We start from the raw sequence: 17974 nt of genomic DNA, 5'->3' as shown, positions 1-17974 counted from the left end.
TTATCCCAACTAAACACCCCGGATGAAAAAGACAGTCACCACCTCAGGCTATCCGTCGAAGTAGCCCTTTGAAGAGGTGCATGAATCACCGGAAATCCTAACAGTTGACACTAAAAGACAAAAAAATGTCTCCGGTACCATTTTCAAAAGCGGGTGCAAAAATATCACTTTTTTCAAGATGAAAATATCCTTTTTATCTTTTTATTACAATCTGCCAACTTCCTTTTCTATCTCCTCTCACCCTTGTACTCACTTGCTAGACAACACAAAACAGATATATAAAATAATAATTACATTAAACTTCCAGTGTATAGAATAAAAAGACGCCGTTAATTATTTTTAATTTTAGCAACTATATTTTACGATTAAAATGCATTTGTATTATTTTTGTATAAATAACACGTGGCAATTAAATTGCCATTAGACAATATACTACTTGAAAAATCAGGTTATGAAAATTTTTCTAGATAAAAGATGCATAATCAATTTATGTTTCCTTTTTTTATATTTAAGTTCGGCTTTTGCCACAGCAACCATAGTCGGCAAACACCGCAGATTACTTATTATAAACTCGTACAATGAAAGCGCACCCTGGAGCCAAGAACTTATAACTCCCATCCTGCTGCAAACATCTCCTATAGAGGACATCACAGCCGATGTAGTACACATGAACGGGACGTTCATTCGTAATGACTCATTGTATATCCGGATGGAGAATGGCATTTTCGAACGTTTCCAGGATAAGAAACCCGATTATCTTGTACTTCTCGGCAACATGGCTTTTACTTTAAGGGAACGTATTTTGAGTGAGTGGGGAAATATTCCAATAGTATTGATCGGCAACGAAGACACGTATGCTCCACGGGAATATTATTTCACCGGACGTCCTATACACATTTCCAATGCCATCACATCTCCTCTGGTTGACCTGCAGCCGCAATACAACTTTACTTTTATCGAAACGCCGTATATGTACAAAGAGACCATCGACATGATGGTACAGATGCTGCCAAAAATGAAAACGATTGTATTCGCAGCAGATGAACTCTATCATAACCAAGACTTGGACCGGCTTATTCATGCCTATATAACGTCAAAGTATCCAAACCTCCACTATGAACGCTTAATAGGTAATGAAAGAAACCAAAACGAATTACAGGCATATCTGCTAAATGATGAACCGGAGACGGGTATGCTATTTTCCACATGGTTTTACGAGCGTAAGAATCTACTCGGTTTTCCTACACTCATCAGTGGAGACTTTCAGTTAGTTGCATCATCGCCTCAACCCGTATTTGCATTAAGGAATGCCTATGTGGGTAAAGAGGGGTTTGCGGGAGGATATTTCTATGACCGCATGGAAGTGCAAAACGCGCTTTCTTCAGCCCTCAAACAGATATTTGCAGGAGAGGATGCACGGAATATCCCATTTACATATAGCAAGAAATCCTATCCCTTCATCAACTACCAGCAACTGCAGATGGATGGTCTGGACACCACACTCTGTCCTAAGGACTCGGTATTCATCAATAAACCGCTTACATTCTGGCAGAAGTATCAATGGTGGATTATTTGCGGAGTAGTGTTGATACTCTCACTACTTATCATAGCTTTAGTCATTTATCGGTTCCAGCAAAAGAAAATCACCTTGCTAAGTGCCCATGATACCCTTTTACGTAATATGCCGATATCTTATACTCAAATAGAGGTTTTCTTCGACAAAACGGGACAGATAGCAGATATGAGCTATCGATGCGGCAATATTATTTTCAACGACCAGTTTACGCCAACTACCGATGGTTCACAAAAAAATGCCTTCTCCCAAATAGAGCACCTGACACATTTCATGGAAATGGTATTCCAAGAAAAGCAAACGGTAACATTTACTCATTACTTCAAACAAACAAACAGCTTTTACGAATTCATTCTTTGCCCGGCATCCCAAAAACACACTTTGGATGTCTTTGCCGTAGATATTACAGCGCGCAAAGATGCCGAAAACACATTGCGAGAGATTAATAAAAAACTGGAAATGACATTGGGCATAGCACGCATCATACCATGGCGCTGGGATTTAAAGGAGGGTCTGATTTATTGCGAAGCACAAAAGATATTAGACCACATGAACTTTACAAAGGAGAAGAACTCTACAGTCCAAGTAGATATTATCAAGGCGTCAGAATATTTCCGAAAGATACACCCGGAAGACTTCGAACGTATGCACCATGTACATGAAAATCTCATTTCAGGCAAGTTGCAGCATATCAAAGAAGAATATCGTATCATCACCGAAGTAGAAGGGCGAAAAATAACAGATTGGATGGAAACCAACGCAGTAATTGACCAGCGCGACAAGAACGGCTATCCAATATCGCTTGTCGGCTCCCTTTTACTGATAACAGAACGCAAGAGGCAAGAAGAAGCGCTTATCCGAGCACGAGAAAAAGCCCAAGAATCCGACCGGCTGAAATCTGCATTTCTAGCCAATATGAGCCACGAGATACGTACCCCCTTGAATGCCATCGTAGGATTCTCCAGCCTGCTGACTGCAACCGAAAACGAAACCGAACGCAAAGAGTTCATCAGTATCATAGAAACCAACAACCAGTTGCTATTGCAACTGGTAAGTGACATCCTGGATCTTTCAAAAATAGAAGCAAATACACTGGAATTCAATTATCAGAATGTCGACTTAAATCAGTTGGCAAAAGATGTGGAAAACACTGTACGAGGCAGACTGCAAACAGGTGTTGCCCTACAATTCGTTCCTGAAGTACCAGTTTGTTATGTACAGACAGAACATAACCGTCTCTCTCAAGTCCTCATCAACCTGCTGGTCAACGCTGCAAAATTTACAGAGAAAGGTGAGATTATGTTTGGATACAAAATCCGTGGAGAAGAACTCTATTTCTACGTAAAAGATACGGGCATAGGCATCTCACTAGAGAATCAGAAGAAAATATTTGAACGGTTTACCAAAGTAAACACCTTTATACAAGGAACGGGATTAGGGCTCTCAATATGCAAAAACATTGTCACAAAAATGAAAGGACGCATCGGAGTAGAATCCGAAGGAGAAGGTAAAGGAAGTACTTTCTGGTTTACAATACCTTATAAACCGAAAGAGGCTCAAAAGGAAAATAATCTAACTTTAATGCCTCTTCTGAACGAGAGAAGCAAGGAAAAGCCTATAATCCTGATAGCAGAGGACAACGAAAGCAACTATATGCTGTTCAAGTCTATCCTACAGAAAGATTATGAGTTGGTTCATGCTTGGGATGGGGAGGAAGCCGTGGAACTCCATCAGAAGTTTCATCCGCATGTGGTCATCATGGACATCAATATGCCTAAAATGGATGGATATGAAGCTACTCGCGAAATACGTAAAGTATCCAAAACGGTACCTATCATTGCAGTAACGGCATACTCCTTTGCTTCGGACAAAGAAAAGATTATGCAGAATGGCTTTAACGGATATATGTCCAAGCCGGTTGACATACAAAGATTGAAAGAAAAACTCGACTATACAATCCACGGGAATTTTATGATGATGTAGGGTTCCGGTCTGCTCTTTCCTATATGATATTTTTTGATTATCCAAGAAATATCATGTACTTTTGCACAAGTTAGAAAAGAGACAATGATAGACCAACCCACCATAGACCGCATACTTGATGCCGCACAGATATACGATGTCGTATCAGACTTTGTCACCCTGCGCAAACGCGGTGTGAACTATGTAGGTCTGTGCCCTTTCCACGATGACAAAACCCCTTCCTTCTATGTATCCCCCGCCAAAGGGCTCTGCAAGTGTTTTGCCTGCGGAAAAGGAGGAAATGCAGTGCATTTCATCATGGAGCACGAACAGATGTCTTATCCTGAGGCGCTGAAATATCTCGCAAAAAAATACGGCATTGAAATCAAAGAACGCGAACTATCCAGCGAGGAGAAGATAGCACAGAGCGAACGGGAAAGCCTCTTCATTGTGAACAACTTTGCCCGTGACTACTTCCAGAATATCCTAAAGAACCACGTAGACGGACGGAGTATCGGCATGGCCTATTTCCGCAGCCGCGGCTTCCGGGATGACATCATCGAGAAGTTCCAGTTGGGCTATTGTACCGAGAGCCACGATGCCCTTGCCCAGGAAGCTTTGAAAAAAGGCTATAAAAAGGATTATCTTGTCAAGACCGGCCTCTGCTACGAGACGGACGACCACCGACTGCGCGACCGCTTCTGGGGGCGGGTCATCTTTCCGGTACACACTCTCTCCGGTAAGGTGGTGGCTTTCGGGGGACGTGTGCTTGCCGGCGCCACCAAAGGCGTCAAGGTGAAGTACGTCAACTCGCCTGAATCGGAGATTTACCATAAAAGCAATGAACTGTACGGCATATATTTTGCCAAACAAGCCATTGTGAAACAAGACCGTTGTTTTCTGGTCGAAGGTTATACAGACGTCATTTCCATGCACCAATCGGGCATAGAGAATGTGGTTGCCTCTTCGGGCACAGCATTGACATCCGGACAAATCCGGATGATTCATCGTTTCACCAACAATATGACAGTGCTCTACGACGGTGATGCTGCCGGTATAAAGGCTTCTATCCGAGGTATTGATATGTTGCTGGAAGAAGGCATGAACGTCAAAGTCTGCCTCCTGCCCGATGGTGACGACCCGGACTCCTTTGCCCGCAAACACAATGCGACGGAGTTCCAGGCCTTCATACAAGAGAATGAAACGGACTTTATCCGCTTCAAAACCAATCTGTTGCTGGAAGATGCTGGAAAAGACCCCATCAAGCGTGCCGAGCTTATAGGAAACCTTGTGCAAAGCATTTCCATCATTCCCGAAGCCATTGTGCGTGATGTCTATATCAAGGAGTGCGCCCAATTATTGCACGTAGAAGACAAACTGCTGGTTTCTGAGGTTGCCAAGCGTCGAGAAAAGCAAGCCGAGCAACAAGCTGAGCGAGCAGAACGTGAGCGTCGGTCGGCCAATGCCGCAAGAGCCAATGCAGAAGCGGAGGTCAATGGCAGTCATACTGCAGCTACCAGCCCCGACGCACAACAAGCTGGCTATCCGTCCCAATCACTGCCTGCCGGTCTCCCTTCCGAAACACCTCCACCTTTTCCACCCGAGGAAGAATATGTATCCTTCATCCCGCAGGAGGGCAAGGAGGGCCAGGAGTTCTATAAATACGAACGACTTATTCTGAAGATGGTAGTGCTCTATGGTGAGCGGGTGATGTGCAATGTCACCAATGAAGAGGGGCAGGAAACCCCTATCACTGTAACTGAATATATAGTCAATGATTTAAAAGAAGACGAACTTGCCTTCCACAATCCGCTTCACCGGCAAATCCTGACAGAGGCTGCCGAACGTATCCACAATGAGGGTTTTACCGCCGAACGGTATTTTGTGGCGCATCCCGACCCCGTCATCAGCAAGCTGAGTGTGGAGCTTATCAGCAACCGCTATCAGTTAAGGAAATCACAGATAGAACAAATGGTGACGGACGAAGAACGCCTCTATGAGCTAATTCCACGGTTAATGATAAACTTCAAATATGCCATCGTCTGCGAAGAATTGAAGCATACCCTATTTGCGTTACAGAACCCTGCCATAGCCAATGATGAAACCCAGTGTAACAGCATCATGGAGCGCTACAACGAATTGAACAAAGTAAAAAGCATCATGGCAAAGCGGCTGGGAGACAGAGTCATCCTGAATTTTTAAATTCAATTCGGGGAGTTCTCCGTCAAGAATTATGCCTGATTAAATTCATAAATTCCTCGCGGGTCTTCGCTTGGTTGAATGCTCCGGTAAAATCGGATGTAGTGGTAATGGAGTTCTGTTTCTCTACTCCGCGCATCTGCATGCACATGTGTTTGGCTTCCACAACAACCATAACCCCCAGCGGATTCAGCGTCTCCTGAATACACTCTTTTATTTGGAGAGTCATACGTTCCTGCACTTGCAGGCGGTGAGAGAAAATATCCACTACGCGGGCTATCTTGCTCAGTCCGGTAATGTAGCCGTTAGGAATATATGCCACATGTGCCTTTCCGTAGAAGGGAAGCATGTGATGTTCGCAAAGCGAGAAGAAATCAATGTCTTTCACAATCACCATCTGACTGTATTCTTCTTGAAACTTGGCTGAACGGAGTACCTCGTGCGGGTCCATATGATACCCTTTCGTCAACGACAACATGGCCTTCGCCACCCGTTCAGGTGTCTTCTGCAAACCTTCACGTCCGGCATCTTCACCCAACAGAGTAAGGATGCGGTGATAATGTTCCTTCAATTCATCTAATGAAGGAGATACAATTTCTTCTTTTCCTAACATGATAATTCTTTATAAGGGGATGTTTATCTGCTCTTTCACGATAGAAACTTCCTTGAATACACCAGTAGCCCGCAACTGACGCATCATGGCATCCGCTTCTTCGATACTGCGGAAATCTCCTGCACGGCACAGCCAACGGGGGGGATTGAAAGAGGTATAAACTGTAAGTTCGGGAAAATGTTCCTTGATGCGGGTAGCTACCGCATAAGCTTCGTTCTTGGCCTGACGGGTATTATTCCCTGCATAAACTTGTATGCGGTAACCCGAACTTTTAATCACTTTCTGCTCATCCGAACCGGCAGGAACATACTCCGAACCTATCAATGCCGCAATGCGTGCATCTTGATGGATAGTCACCTTGCCTTGTCCCGGCACATTACGTTCCAGGCTTTTCACAATATTATTCTGCGCTACAGAAATCGTTGCAAAAGCGAAACATGCAACTAAAAGTAAACCAAGCTTTTTCATGAGTCAATATCTTTATATAACGGAAAATGGAAAGCTGAAAATGGAAAACAGTTATGCAGATACGACATGCAATCCATTTTCAACTTTCAGCTTTCAACTATTTAATTAAAGGCATCGATGATACCCTTGAAGTCAGAAACCTTCAAAGCAGCACCACCAATCAGACCGCCGTCAACATCCGGGTTGGCAAACAGTTCCTTTGCATTAGAAGGCTTACAGCTGCCACCATAAAGGATAGAGCAGTTGTCAGCAATTTCCTTACCATACTTTTCAGCAATCAAGGAACGGATGAAAGCGTGGATTTCCTGTGCTTGTTCTGCAGTAGCAGTCTTACCGGTACCGATAGCCCAAACCGGCTCGTAAGCCAAAATAATCTTAGAGAAATCTTCGGCAGACAAAGAGAATACAGAAGCCAGCTGAGCGGCTACCACTTCATTCTGCTTGTTTGCTTCGCGTTCTTCCAGTACCTCACCGATACAGAAAATCGGAGTCAGACCGTTAGCCAAAGCCAATTTTACTTTTTCTTCCAGAATAGCAACTGTTTCACCATAGTAAGCACGACGTTCAGAGTGGCCCAGAATGACATATTTTGCACCAGTAGAAGCAACCATAGCAGCTGATACTTCGCCGGTATATGCGCCTGACTCCTTGTCTGCACAGTTTTCTGCACCTACACCAATCTTGGCAGCATCTACCAAAGGAGTAACAGATGCCAGGTGGATAAACGGAGTACAGATGATTACATCACAGTTAGGCTTTTCGTTAGCCAATGTTTCATTCAGTTCTTTTGCAAGAGCAATACCCTCTTGGAGGGTTTTGTTCATTTTCCAGTTTCCTGCAACAATGTTTTTTCTCATTTTGTTTTATTATTAAAAGGGTTAATGTATTTACTATTTGATACTATTGTTGTCTGAGGCGTTGTTTCTCCCGGCGCCTTACGACTAAAATATCGACACAAAGCACCATCATCAGAGGAAGGATGAACCACAGCAACACATAGCCTATTGTTTGTAAGTCACTTTCCTGCTTCTGCTTGCCCAATTCCAACTTGTCCAGGCTATCGGTCAGCACATATTCATCAGGCAGCCGGTTGTCACTCCATTTGTTCAAAATCGTTCCGTCCTTTATCAACAACAAACCGGGATTTGAACGGATAATGGTCTTCAGCGTAATATCATCTGTCTGGCAGAAAGGATATTCCGCTCCGGTCTTGTCACGCCACAACTCTATCTCGTCTTCCGGAGATGAAGTCAAGGCATAAAAGCCATAACCATGCTCCACACTGTAATCGTATATTTCATTGATAAGGTCGATGTTACTGTCGTCCGCTCCTTCTATCCGATGGGCAACCAGCAGAAACGTATATCCTTTATCCGACAGTACGCTGTCCGTTATATCTTCCCATGTATCCAGGCTCATCATGGAAAAATCGTGAATGGGAGGTTCATAACCTTTTTCCTTCAGTATCGTACGCGATTCTACAAACGTCCATGTACTGTCCGGATAGTTGTCCAATGTAAATTCCTGACGCTTTCCTCCTTTTTCCAAAATGAACCGGCTTTCAAACACGCTTGGTTTAGTACCTTCCGGAATTTCCATGCCCGCCTTGATATTCGCTCCAATTCTGTAAGGTCGGAAATCAAGTATCGGCAAATTCTCCAGGCAATAGAAGGACAACGCAAACACAAATAGAAACGTATACATGGAAATCATCCACTCCATCTTCGGAGTAATGAAACGCACCAGTAAATCCTGCCACTTGAATACAGATACTGCCGCCACCAACAACACTACATTCTTGCCGAAAGTCTGCCAATTGGTCAATATCCACGCATCACCGAAGCATCCGCAGTCGGATACCGGATTCGCCAAAGCCAGATAAAGTGTTAGCGGAGTCATTACAACCATCAGCAACAACGCCAATGCAGATGCCACCTTCCGGCGTATACCCAAAAACAAGAAAACACCTACACTGAACTCTATGGCAGACAACGCTATCCCTACCAGCAAGGGCGCATAAGAAGGAAACCAGGAAATCATGTCGAAAGCCGTCAGGTAATCTTGAATTTTATAGAAGAAACCCAACGGATCAACAGCTTTCACAAATCCGGAAAATATGAACAAAGCCCCCAGCAGAAAACGGCAGAGGTTCACCCAAACTTTCCCGACAATATGTTTCTTGTCAATCTCCAAATTCAATCTTAATTAAGCCGAATACAGAATAGTTAATCATATCCATATAGTTGGCATCAATACCTTCCGAAACCAAAGTCGCTCCGGACAAGCTTTCAATCTGCTTTGTCCGATAAATCTTCATCAATATCAAATCCGTATACGAACTGATACGCATACTACGCCAAGCCTCATCATAATCATGATTTTTGGCAAGCATCAACTCCAAAGAGGTTTTGGCATATTTATCATACAGCACCAACGCCTCTTCATTGGTCATATCGGCAGCTTCGGCATAACCAAGCTCCAACTGTATCAATCCTACAATTCCATAGTTGACAATAGCTATGAATTCAGAACGGATGCCTTCGTCTACCAAAGTCACCCCTTTCGTTTCAATACTTCTGATACGGTTGGCTTTGATGAATATCTGATCTGTTACGGAAGACGGACGAAGAATGCGCCACGCCGGACCGTAATCATGAAGTTTCTTAGAGAACAAGTCACGGCAAACCGCAATGACATGTTCAAATTGTTGCTTGGTATCTTTCATTTCCTTTTTTCACAGTGCGCTGCAAAGATAGGAATAATTAAAGAAAAAGAAAAAGAGGGCACTCTAAAATCTATTAAAGTACCCTCTTCTATAGAGATTGTTTACGTTTTTATGAGCAGCGCAATACTTGTCCCGGTCTCAGGATTGTTTTACGCGTAATTCTGTTCAGTTTGCAAAGCTTGTCGATGGAGGTTCCCTGACGTGCTGCAATCCGTCCCAATGTGTCTCCCTTCTTTACCTTATAGAACAGACCTTCACCCGATGCCATGCTACGCGCCGTACCGGAAGAGCCTTTTGTCTTATGGAAAGTATAGGAATCAGCTACGATATCCTGCTTTTCAAAATCAAACATAAGCGCAGGATTGATGGGAATACCCAAGAAACGGGTTTCAAAGTGAAGGTGTGAACCGGTAGAACGTCCGGTATTTCCTCCCAATGCAATTGGCTCGCCGGCTTTTACCAACTGGTTTGTATCAACCAATTGTTTAGACAAGTGTCCGTAAACGGTTTCCAAGCCATTGTCGTGACGAATAACGACGTATTTGCCGTATCCACGACGACCTTGATTCTTGACAACGCGCACTTTTCCATCAAAAGCCGCACGGATTGTATCGCCTACATACACCTTGATATCCAAACCATAATGAGCTCTTCTTCTCCGGGGACGGTAACCGAATACATCCGTGATACGGGTATTGGGAGTAGGCATACAGAAACCGGTCAAATCAAATGTATAGCTCTCAGGCACAATCGCATTGCCATAGGCTTGTACGAATTCGTTGTTCCAGTTGGGATACAAATCCAAACCCGGATACAATGATTGTTCTGCACGTATCTGTTTTTGCAAAGCCAGTGAATCAACACTCTTAAGTTTTCTGTCGATGGGGGCCTGGCGGGCAATCAGGTCTTGCGAGAAAGAATTCAAGCTAACCATTGCCGTCGCAGCCAATAAAGCAGTTTTTATCCAATTAAAATTCATCCGTTTCGTCATTCATTTTGATATCCGTTGCAAGCATCTCGGCAAATCAAACACCACTTGTTCTACGCGAATATCCAGATTGATTTTCAAAAATTCTCCCAAAGGTAACATTTCTCTCTGAAAAACGACATCAGTCATTAACTATTTTTTCGAAGAGGAGGAAACTGTAAAGCTCGCAAAGATGTCTTAATCCCCTATAGATAGGAGATTTACAAGCAAACATGTTTTACAACATAAAATGCAATAAAAGTGCATGTTTAACCGTTTTTTCAGCTAATGGCAGCCCAATTAACGTTCGTTTTTCTCAACGCTTTCAGTTGTCGCCACAAGACCTCGTTCTCAGGCAACATGCCATGTGGATCTGCATCCACCACCGTTTGCGCTACTTCACGGACATATTGCAGCAGTTGTCCGTCACGGGCTATATCGGCAATCTTCAGATCGAAAGCAATGCCGCTCTGCTGTGTCCCTTCCAAATCTCCAGGACCACGTAGTTTCAAGTCTGCTTCCGCTATTTCAAAGCCGTCATTAGTCCGCACCATTATCTCCAAACGCTTCCTTGTATCCTCCGCCAACTTGTAGCCGGTAACCAGAATACAATAGGACTGGTCAGCTCCACGTCCTACACGTCCCCGAAGCTGATGAAGCTGGGACAGCCCGAAACGCTCGGCGTTCTCAATCACCATCACCGAAGCATTGGGCACATTTACACCTACCTCAATCACGGTGGTAGCCACCATTATCTGTGCCTCGCCGGATACGAACAATTGCATCTGAGCATCCTTTTCAGCAGGTTTCATCTTTCCATGTACCTTGCAAACCCTACACTCGGGAAACTCTTCACAAACATGCAGATACCCTTCTTCAAGGTTCTTTAAGTCAATCTTTTCGCTTTCCTTAATCAGCGGGTAGACAATATAGACCTGCCGGCCTTCGGCAATCTGCTTGTGCATGGACTGATACAAGCTTATCCGACGGCTATCAAACTGATGAAGAGTGACAATCGGTTTACGTCCGGGAGGCAATTCATCGATGACAGACACATCCAAATCGCCATAAAGCGTCATTGCCAATGTACGGGGAATCGGGGTTGCCGTCATCACCAATACATGGGGAGGTTGTACATTCTTTGTCCACAACCGTGCCCGTTGGGCCACACCGAAACGATGCTGCTCGTCAATCACAACCAAACCGAGCGAAGCAAAATTCACCGTATCTTCAATAACGGCATGAGTACCTATTAATATATGTATGTCTCCTGTCAACAAACCGGCAAGGATAGCTTCGCGCCGCTTGCCCTTAACAGAACCGGTCAACAGTTCCACACGTACCTCCATTCCATACAGCAGCTCACGGATGGTTTCATAGTGCTGGTTTGCCAAAATCTCGGTAGGTGCCATCATGCATGCTTGAAAACCATTATCGAGCGCCATCAACATACTCATCAGTGCGACAAGCGTCTTTCCACTTCCCACATCCCCTTGCAGCAAGCGGTTCATCTGCTTTCCTGAGCCTACATCCTTACGGATTTCCTTCAATACCCGCTTCTGTGCATTGGTCAGTTCAAAAGGAAGATTACGGGAGTAGAAGGTATTGAACACTTCGCCCACCCTTTCAAAAATATAACCGCGATATTTCCGCTGACGGTCTTTTGCATACCTCAGGATGTTCAACTGTACGTAAAAGAGCTCCTCAAACTTCAGGCGATACTGTGCCTTACGCAATAAATCCGGATTAGCGGGAAAGTGTATATTGACCAAAGCTTCCGTCAACGGCATCAGATGATGCTCGGCAAGTATAGCGGGAGAAAGGGTCTCGGGCAACGGCTCACGCAACTGCTGCACCACCGTATTCATCATCTTCTCGATGGCATGTGAATTGAGAGAACTCCGTTTCATCTTTTCAGTCGTATTATAATAAGGTTGTAACCCCATGGACGACAATTTCAAATCCGAAGCAGAGTCTATATCCGGATGAGCCATGTTTATTCTGCCATTGAAGAAGGTCGGTTTTCCGAACACAATATATTCCTGATGCACTTTATACTTCCCCACCAAATATTTGATGCCCTGGAACCAAACCAGGTCCACTACCCCCGTACCGTCCGAGAAATGAGCTATCAGCCTGCGCTGGCGCCCTTCTCCAGCCGTCTCAAAACTTAGTATTTCACCTTTCAGCTGAATATAGGGCATCGTCCCATCGATCTCCTGAATATAATAAATCCGACTGCGGTCTACATATTTATATGGAAAGTAATATAGCAAATCGTGCAAGGAGTAAATGCCCAATTCCTTATTGAGCACCGAAGCACGCTGCGGCCCGACGCCCGACAAATATTTTATGTCACGCGTGGCTAAATCGAACATGAACCTATCAGAGCTGTGGCTATTTTTAAATCAAAAGGAGTGGTTATTTTAATGTTTTCCCGATTTCCCGGCGTCAAAAAGACAGATACGCCCAATGCCTCCACCACAGAAGCATCATCGGTAAAATGGGGTGTATAGGGCTGCTCGTATGCCGCTTTCAGCAGTTTCGCATCAAAAACCTGGGGAGTCTGCACCAATCTATAATCATCCCTGCCGACAGTCACACTGCCTTCCCCTTCCATACGGCGAACGGTCTCCACCACACCGATTACCGGAATTACGGCCTTTTTCTCGGCCGCCAAGTCATAACAGCGTGCAATCACTTCCCGGGCCACGAACGGACGCACCCCATCGTGCACACCGACCAAAGCAGGTGTCTTGACCAAAGCCAAACCATTCTTTACGGAGTGGAACCGCGTCTCCCCCCCATCTGCAATGGCATGCGGCAATGAAAAACAGTACTCCCTGCACAGCTGCCTCCAGTAATCCTGCTGGCTGTGGGGAAGCACCAATATTATCCGTATCTCAGCATTGTAGTCATAAAACGCCTCCAGAGTGCGCATCAAAACAGGTTTCCCCCCTATCGGGAGAAACTGTTTGGGGAGTTCGGTCCCCATGCGCAAGCCCTTGCCACCGGCAACAATCAGAGCATACTGAACCATTTATGATTTATGATTTATGATTTATGATTTAAAATCATAAATCCGTTACGCACATAGCTTCTTTCAGTTCCTGCACCTTCTCTTTGCCTTGCAACAGCTCCACTACGGCCAATGCAAACTCCATGGCAGCGCCCGGTCCTTTACCAGTGATGATATTGCCGTCTCTTTCTACCGGAGCACCCGTACATTCGGCACCTTCCAAATACTGTTCAAAGCCGGGATAGCAAGTAGCCTTCTTGCCTTTCAGCAATCCCAGCTTACCCAATACCATAGGAGCCGCACAAATAGCAGCAATCGGTTTCTGCTCTTGGGCAAAACGCAGTACCAGATTACGCAGTTCTCCACACTTCTCCAAAGTGGACGCACCCGGCATACCGCCAGGCAATAATACAAGCTCTGCATCAAAGAAGTCGCAGTTCACTACATTCTTATCGCACAAGACCGGAACATCGTGTGCTCCCGTCACTATTTCATCAGGGGTTACCGTCACCATTTCTACGTTCAGTCCGGCGCGTCTCATCACATCCACAGAAGTAAAAGCTTCTATTTCTTCAAATCCGTCGGCAAAAAAAACATAAACTGTACCCATAATTGTTCCTCCTCTTATTTTAGATTAAAATAATACGTTATTGTTCCCGTCTGATTGTTCAAGCCGCTTACCGCATTGAAACGGGCTTTCTTGGCAGCATCCTCTGCCGCTTTCCGCAATGCGGGATTGACGGTATTGGTCTGGCGGTTGATGCTGGTTGCTATCACATGTCCGGCAGGGTTCACTGTGATGGTCACCACAACCCTACCTTCATCCTGCACATTATATACCGGCCGCGGCAATCCGCCCTCACCAAGAGAACGTCCGCCCAAATTAAACGAGCCGTAGCCTCCCGTACCCGAAGTGGCTCCGGACGGAGCATTTCCCGTAGGACTTCCTTGAATACCTTCGCCTTCCGTATCGCCTTTACTACCCATTTGGGCACCTTTGCCAAAAGCGCCAGCTACCCGTTTACGGGCAGCTTCCTCGGCTTCCTTACGTTCCCGTTCGGCTTTTGCCGCTGCCAGTTTGCGGGCCTCTTCCGCTTTTTCGGCTTCCGTCTTTTCCGGTTTCTTCACCTCCTCCTTTTTCTTGGGTTCGGCTTTGGGCTTTATGGCAACGGTTTCTTCAGTTTCCTGCGTAATGATGTCCTGCTCCACCGTTTCCTGCACCTGAGGAGCGGTTTCCTCCGGCATGACATCCACCTTTACTAAAGAAGGGTCGGCAGCGCCCAGTGCATCGGGCACCTCTCCCAGCATAACGGGTATACCGCCTTCTTCCGAGGGTTCTGGCGGTGTGAATCCTACCAGTATCAGAAGGGCAATAATGGCAACATGCACCACAAGTGCACCTGCCATACCTATATATTTTCCTTTCTTCTTCCGATTCACCATTGCATTTACAATTTAGCCATGTACAATGTACGATTTAGTTTTCCGGTGGTCGTGTAGCCAGCACCATCTTGAATTTATTCTCGTTTGCAATGTTCAGCACCTTCACGATTTCCCGGTAAGGCACTGTTTCGTCAGCATACAAAGCTATATACATTTCAGGCTCCCTCTCCGCACACGATTGTAGGAAAGGAGTCAATTCTTCAAGCGTCAGAGACAGTTCCTTGTCATTGCCAAAAGCAGCATAATAATTCAGATTCTTATCTATGATGACTCTTGTCAAAGGCTTCGCAGAAGTCTGTTGCTTTCCCTGCGGCAGCAGTACCTTGATAGCATTGGGCGATACCATGGTAGATGTTATCATAAAGAAAATCAGCAGCAGGAAAATCAGGTCCGTCATGGACGCCATACTGAAATTGGGTGATATTTTAGCTCTACGTTTTAACACGCCTTTAAGTTTTAATTCTTAATTCTTTAATTAATCATTTCGCCGGTTCGTTCAACAAATCCATGAATGCCATTGTCTTGGCTTCCATCTTGTTGACCACGCCATCTATCAATGTCACCAGGTAATTGTAGGCAAACATAGCTATGATACCGACTATCAAACCGCCCACCGTAGTAATCATCGCCTCATAAATACCACCGGAAAGCAACGTTATATCAATATTATTTCCGGCATTTGCCATTTGCCAAAATGCACGTACCATACCCGTCACCGTGCCAAGGAAGCCTAGCATAGGAGCGCCACCGGAAATCGTGGCCATAATCGTCATTCCCTTCTCCAGTTTGGCAACCTCAATATTACCCACATTCTCGATGGCAGCCTGCACATCGTTCACCGGGCGTCCCAAACGGCTGATACCCTTTTCAATCATACGGGCCGAGGGAGTATCCACACTGCGACAATAAGCAATGGCAGCTTTCAATTCCCCACCCAAAATATAATCCTTTATTTTATCCATGAACTGAGGGTCTTCTTTCCCCGCCTTCCGGATAACATAATTACGTTCAAACAAGATGTAGAAACAAAGTACGGACATCAAACCCAAGACAATCATAATCCAGCCACCTTTGATGGCCATGCTCCATAAATTCATTTCGTCGGAAGCGTTTACTTGTGTCAGTACCGGATTGGCACCTGCAATAGAGTCAGTCAGTGCCGGAGCCACTTGGGCCAATAACAACATTACATTCATCAGCGAAGACAGTTTTTATATTCCTTGACCGTACGCTCCAATCCCAGATACAACGCGTCACTAATCAGCGCATGCCCGATGGATACCTCGTCCAGCCACGGAATGTTTTGATAAAAATAATTCAGATTCACCAGACTCAGATCATGTCCGGCATTCAGCCCCAGACCTAAGCTGCGGGCCACCTTGGCAGCCTCGACAAAAGGAGCTACAGCCGCTTCCCGTCCTTTGGGATAAGCCGTAGCATAAGGTTCCGTATATAGCTCCACGCGGTCGGCACCGGCTTTGGCAGCATATTCTATCATTTCGGCATCGGTGGAAACAAATACGGAAGTACGGATACCGGCATTGTTGAACTCATCCAACACTTCGTTCAAGAAGTCAAAATGGGTCTTGGTATCCCAGCCTGCGTTTGAAGTCAGCTGTGTAGGGCTGTCGGGCACCAAAGTTACCTGATGCGGTTTCACCTTCAAGACCAAATCCATAAATTCGGGTGCAGGATAACCCTCGATATTGAACTCTGTCCGCAGCAACGGCCGCAAATCATATACATCCTTACGGCGGATATGCCTCTCGTCAGGACGGGGATGCACCGTAATGCCATCAGCACCAAAGTCTTCACAATCCAGCGCTACCTTCACAACATTCGGGACATCACCTCCACGGGCATTGCGCAGCGTTGCCACCTTATTTATATTAACGCTTAATCTAGTCATAATTCGGTTTATAGTTTGGGACAAAAGTACAAATAATAGTTATATATTGGCAGCATTCTGAGAAAAAAATAGCATCTTTGCACTTCAATCCAACAGAATTGATTATGAAATTTGCCATATTCGGAAATACCTACCAAGCAAAGAAATCCTCGCATGCAGAAAACCTCTTCCGGTTGCTCGGACAGCATAATGCACAGCTCTGCATCTGCCGGGAATTCCATCACTTCCTGACTGCCGATTTACATTTAAACATACCTGACGCCGAATTGTTTGACGGAGATGATTTCTGTGCCGACATGGTTATCAGCATCGGTGGCGACGGCACTTTCCTAAAAGCAGCCAGCCGTGTAGGAAAGAAGAATATCCCCATATTGGGCATCAATACCGGCCGGCTGGGTTTCCTTGCCGACATCTCACCGGAAGAGATGGAAGAGACCTTCGATGAAATCTACAATAATCACTATAAGGTGGAAGAGCGTAGTGTACTGCAACTGAGGTGCGACGATGAACGCTTGATGCAATCCCCTTACGCCCTCAATGAGATAGCCGTATTGAAGCGGGACAGTTCGTCCATGATCAGTATCCACGCCGCCATCAATGGCGCTCCGTTGACCACTTATCAAGCTGACGGCCTGGTTATCTCCACACCTACCGGTTCCACCGCCTACTCACTCAGCGTCGGCGGTCCGGTCATTGTGCCCCACAGTAAAACCATCGCCATCACCCCGGTGGCTCCACACAGCCTCAACGTCCGTCCCATCGTCATTTGTGACGACTGGGAAATTACACTTGATGTGGAAAGCCGCAGCCACAACTTCTTGGTTGCCATCGACGGCCGTAGCGAGTCCTGCAAAGAAACGACCCGGTTGCACATCTCACGTGCCGACTATAGCATAAAGGTAGTGAAACGGTTCAACCATATTTTCTTTGATACCCTTCGCAATAAACTAATGTGGGGGGCGGACATCAGATAAGCCTATATCACTTCATTCACTCCAGCAGGATAACCTATTCACTCCAGCAGGATAACTTATTTACCTCAGTGGGGAACTCCATTTTGTCTTATCCTGATATAGGTAGACACATTTACAAACTA

The 17974-nt window shown here is 45.4% G+C and carries 16 protein-coding genes; 3 read left to right on the top strand and 13 right to left on the bottom strand.

The features are described 5' to 3' along the window. Positions 1-451: 451 nt before the first annotated feature. Both DW096_RS17860 and dnaG read left to right on the top strand, forming a co-directional pair. A complete protein-coding gene (locus DW096_RS17860; RefSeq protein WP_022401361.1) occupies positions 452-3556 on the top strand; it encodes a response regulator in 3105 nt (1034 codons plus the stop codon). 84 nt (positions 3557-3640) lie between these two features. Next, positions 3641-5737, top strand: a complete 2097-nt coding sequence (dnaG, locus tag DW096_RS17855) for a DNA primase (RefSeq protein ID WP_057255821.1) — start codon at positions 3641-3643, stop codon at positions 5735-5737. Positions 5738-5759: 22 nt separating this feature from the next. Here dnaG and folE read toward each other — a convergent pair whose 3' ends face one another. The 13 genes from folE to DW096_RS17790 all read right to left on the bottom strand — a co-directional run bounded on the left by folE (position 5760) and on the right by DW096_RS17790 (position 16878). Beyond that, positions 5760-6347, bottom strand: coding sequence for a GTP cyclohydrolase I FolE (gene folE / locus DW096_RS17850; RefSeq protein ID WP_005829983.1), 588 nt, complete (start codon positions 6345-6347; stop codon positions 5760-5762). Positions 6348-6356: 9 nt separating this feature from the next. Further along, positions 6357-6815, bottom strand: a complete 459-nt coding sequence (locus DW096_RS17845; protein WP_005829980.1) for an SPOR domain-containing protein — start codon at positions 6813-6815, stop codon at positions 6357-6359. 101 nt (positions 6816-6916) lie between these two features. Then, positions 6917-7672: a triose-phosphate isomerase gene (tpiA, locus tag DW096_RS17840; protein ID WP_005829974.1), complete on the bottom strand. Its 756-nt coding sequence runs from the start codon at positions 7670-7672 to the stop codon at positions 6917-6919. A 43-nt stretch (positions 7673-7715) separates the two neighbouring features. Further along, positions 7716-9008, bottom strand: coding sequence for a BT_3928 family protein (locus DW096_RS17835; protein ID WP_057255823.1), 1293 nt, complete (start codon positions 9006-9008; stop codon positions 7716-7718). Beyond that, the gene (locus tag DW096_RS17830) at positions 8998-9540 is read right to left on the bottom strand and encodes a DUF1599 domain-containing protein (protein WP_005833349.1); all 543 of its coding nucleotides are present in this window, start codon (positions 9538-9540) and stop codon (positions 8998-9000) included. Before DW096_RS17830 ends, DW096_RS17835 begins: the two co-directional genes overlap by 11 nt. A 109-nt stretch (positions 9541-9649) precedes the next feature. Further along, positions 9650-10519 carry a M23 family metallopeptidase gene (locus DW096_RS17825; RefSeq protein WP_005837478.1) on the bottom strand — a complete coding sequence of 290 codons (870 nt, stop codon included), beginning with the start codon at positions 10517-10519 and terminating at the stop codon, positions 9650-9652. Positions 10520-10788: 269 nt separating this feature from the next. Then, on the bottom strand, positions 10789-12885 hold the full coding sequence (gene recG / locus DW096_RS17820; RefSeq protein WP_005829964.1) for an ATP-dependent DNA helicase RecG: 2097 nt from the start codon (positions 12883-12885) through the stop codon (positions 10789-10791). Continuing rightward, positions 12873-13547, bottom strand: coding sequence for a 2-C-methyl-D-erythritol 4-phosphate cytidylyltransferase (locus tag DW096_RS17815; RefSeq protein ID WP_117865991.1), 675 nt, complete (start codon positions 13545-13547; stop codon positions 12873-12875). The genes recG and DW096_RS17815 overlap by 13 nt, the downstream gene beginning before the upstream one ends. A 34-nt stretch (positions 13548-13581) precedes the next feature. Further along, a complete protein-coding gene (locus tag DW096_RS17810) occupies positions 13582-14136 on the bottom strand; it encodes a DJ-1 family glyoxalase III (RefSeq protein ID WP_005829959.1) in 555 nt (184 codons plus the stop codon). A gap of 14 nt (positions 14137-14150) precedes the next feature. Continuing rightward, on the bottom strand, positions 14151-14969 hold the full coding sequence (locus DW096_RS17805; RefSeq protein ID WP_117865992.1) for a TonB family protein: 819 nt from the start codon (positions 14967-14969) through the stop codon (positions 14151-14153). A gap of 34 nt (positions 14970-15003) precedes the next feature. After that, positions 15004-15414 carry a biopolymer transporter ExbD gene (locus DW096_RS17800; protein ID WP_005833355.1) on the bottom strand — a complete coding sequence of 137 codons (411 nt, stop codon included), beginning with the start codon at positions 15412-15414 and terminating at the stop codon, positions 15004-15006. Positions 15415-15448: 34 nt separating this feature from the next. Further along, entirely contained in the window at positions 15449-16165 is a 717-nt protein-coding gene (locus DW096_RS17795) for a MotA/TolQ/ExbB proton channel family protein (RefSeq protein ID WP_005833356.1), read from the bottom strand. Further along, positions 16165-16878 carry a pyridoxine 5'-phosphate synthase gene (locus tag DW096_RS17790; RefSeq protein WP_005829949.1) on the bottom strand — a complete coding sequence of 238 codons (714 nt, stop codon included), beginning with the start codon at positions 16876-16878 and terminating at the stop codon, positions 16165-16167. Before DW096_RS17790 ends, DW096_RS17795 begins: the two co-directional genes overlap by 1 nt. Positions 16879-16982: 104 nt before the next feature. Here DW096_RS17790 and DW096_RS17785 point away from each other — a divergent pair, with 104 nt between their 5' ends. Further along, on the top strand, positions 16983-17852 hold the full coding sequence (locus DW096_RS17785; protein ID WP_005829945.1) for an NAD kinase: 870 nt from the start codon (positions 16983-16985) through the stop codon (positions 17850-17852). The last annotated feature ends 122 nt before the right edge of the window (positions 17853-17974 follow it).

This window comes from Bacteroides sp. AM07-18 (assembly GCF_003602695.1).
GTDB classification, from domain to species: Bacteria; Bacteroidota; Bacteroidia; order Bacteroidales; family Bacteroidaceae; genus Bacteroides; species Bacteroides uniformis.
Note: the sequence above shows the minus strand (reverse complement) of the source record. Positions and strands in the feature narration are given on the sequence as shown.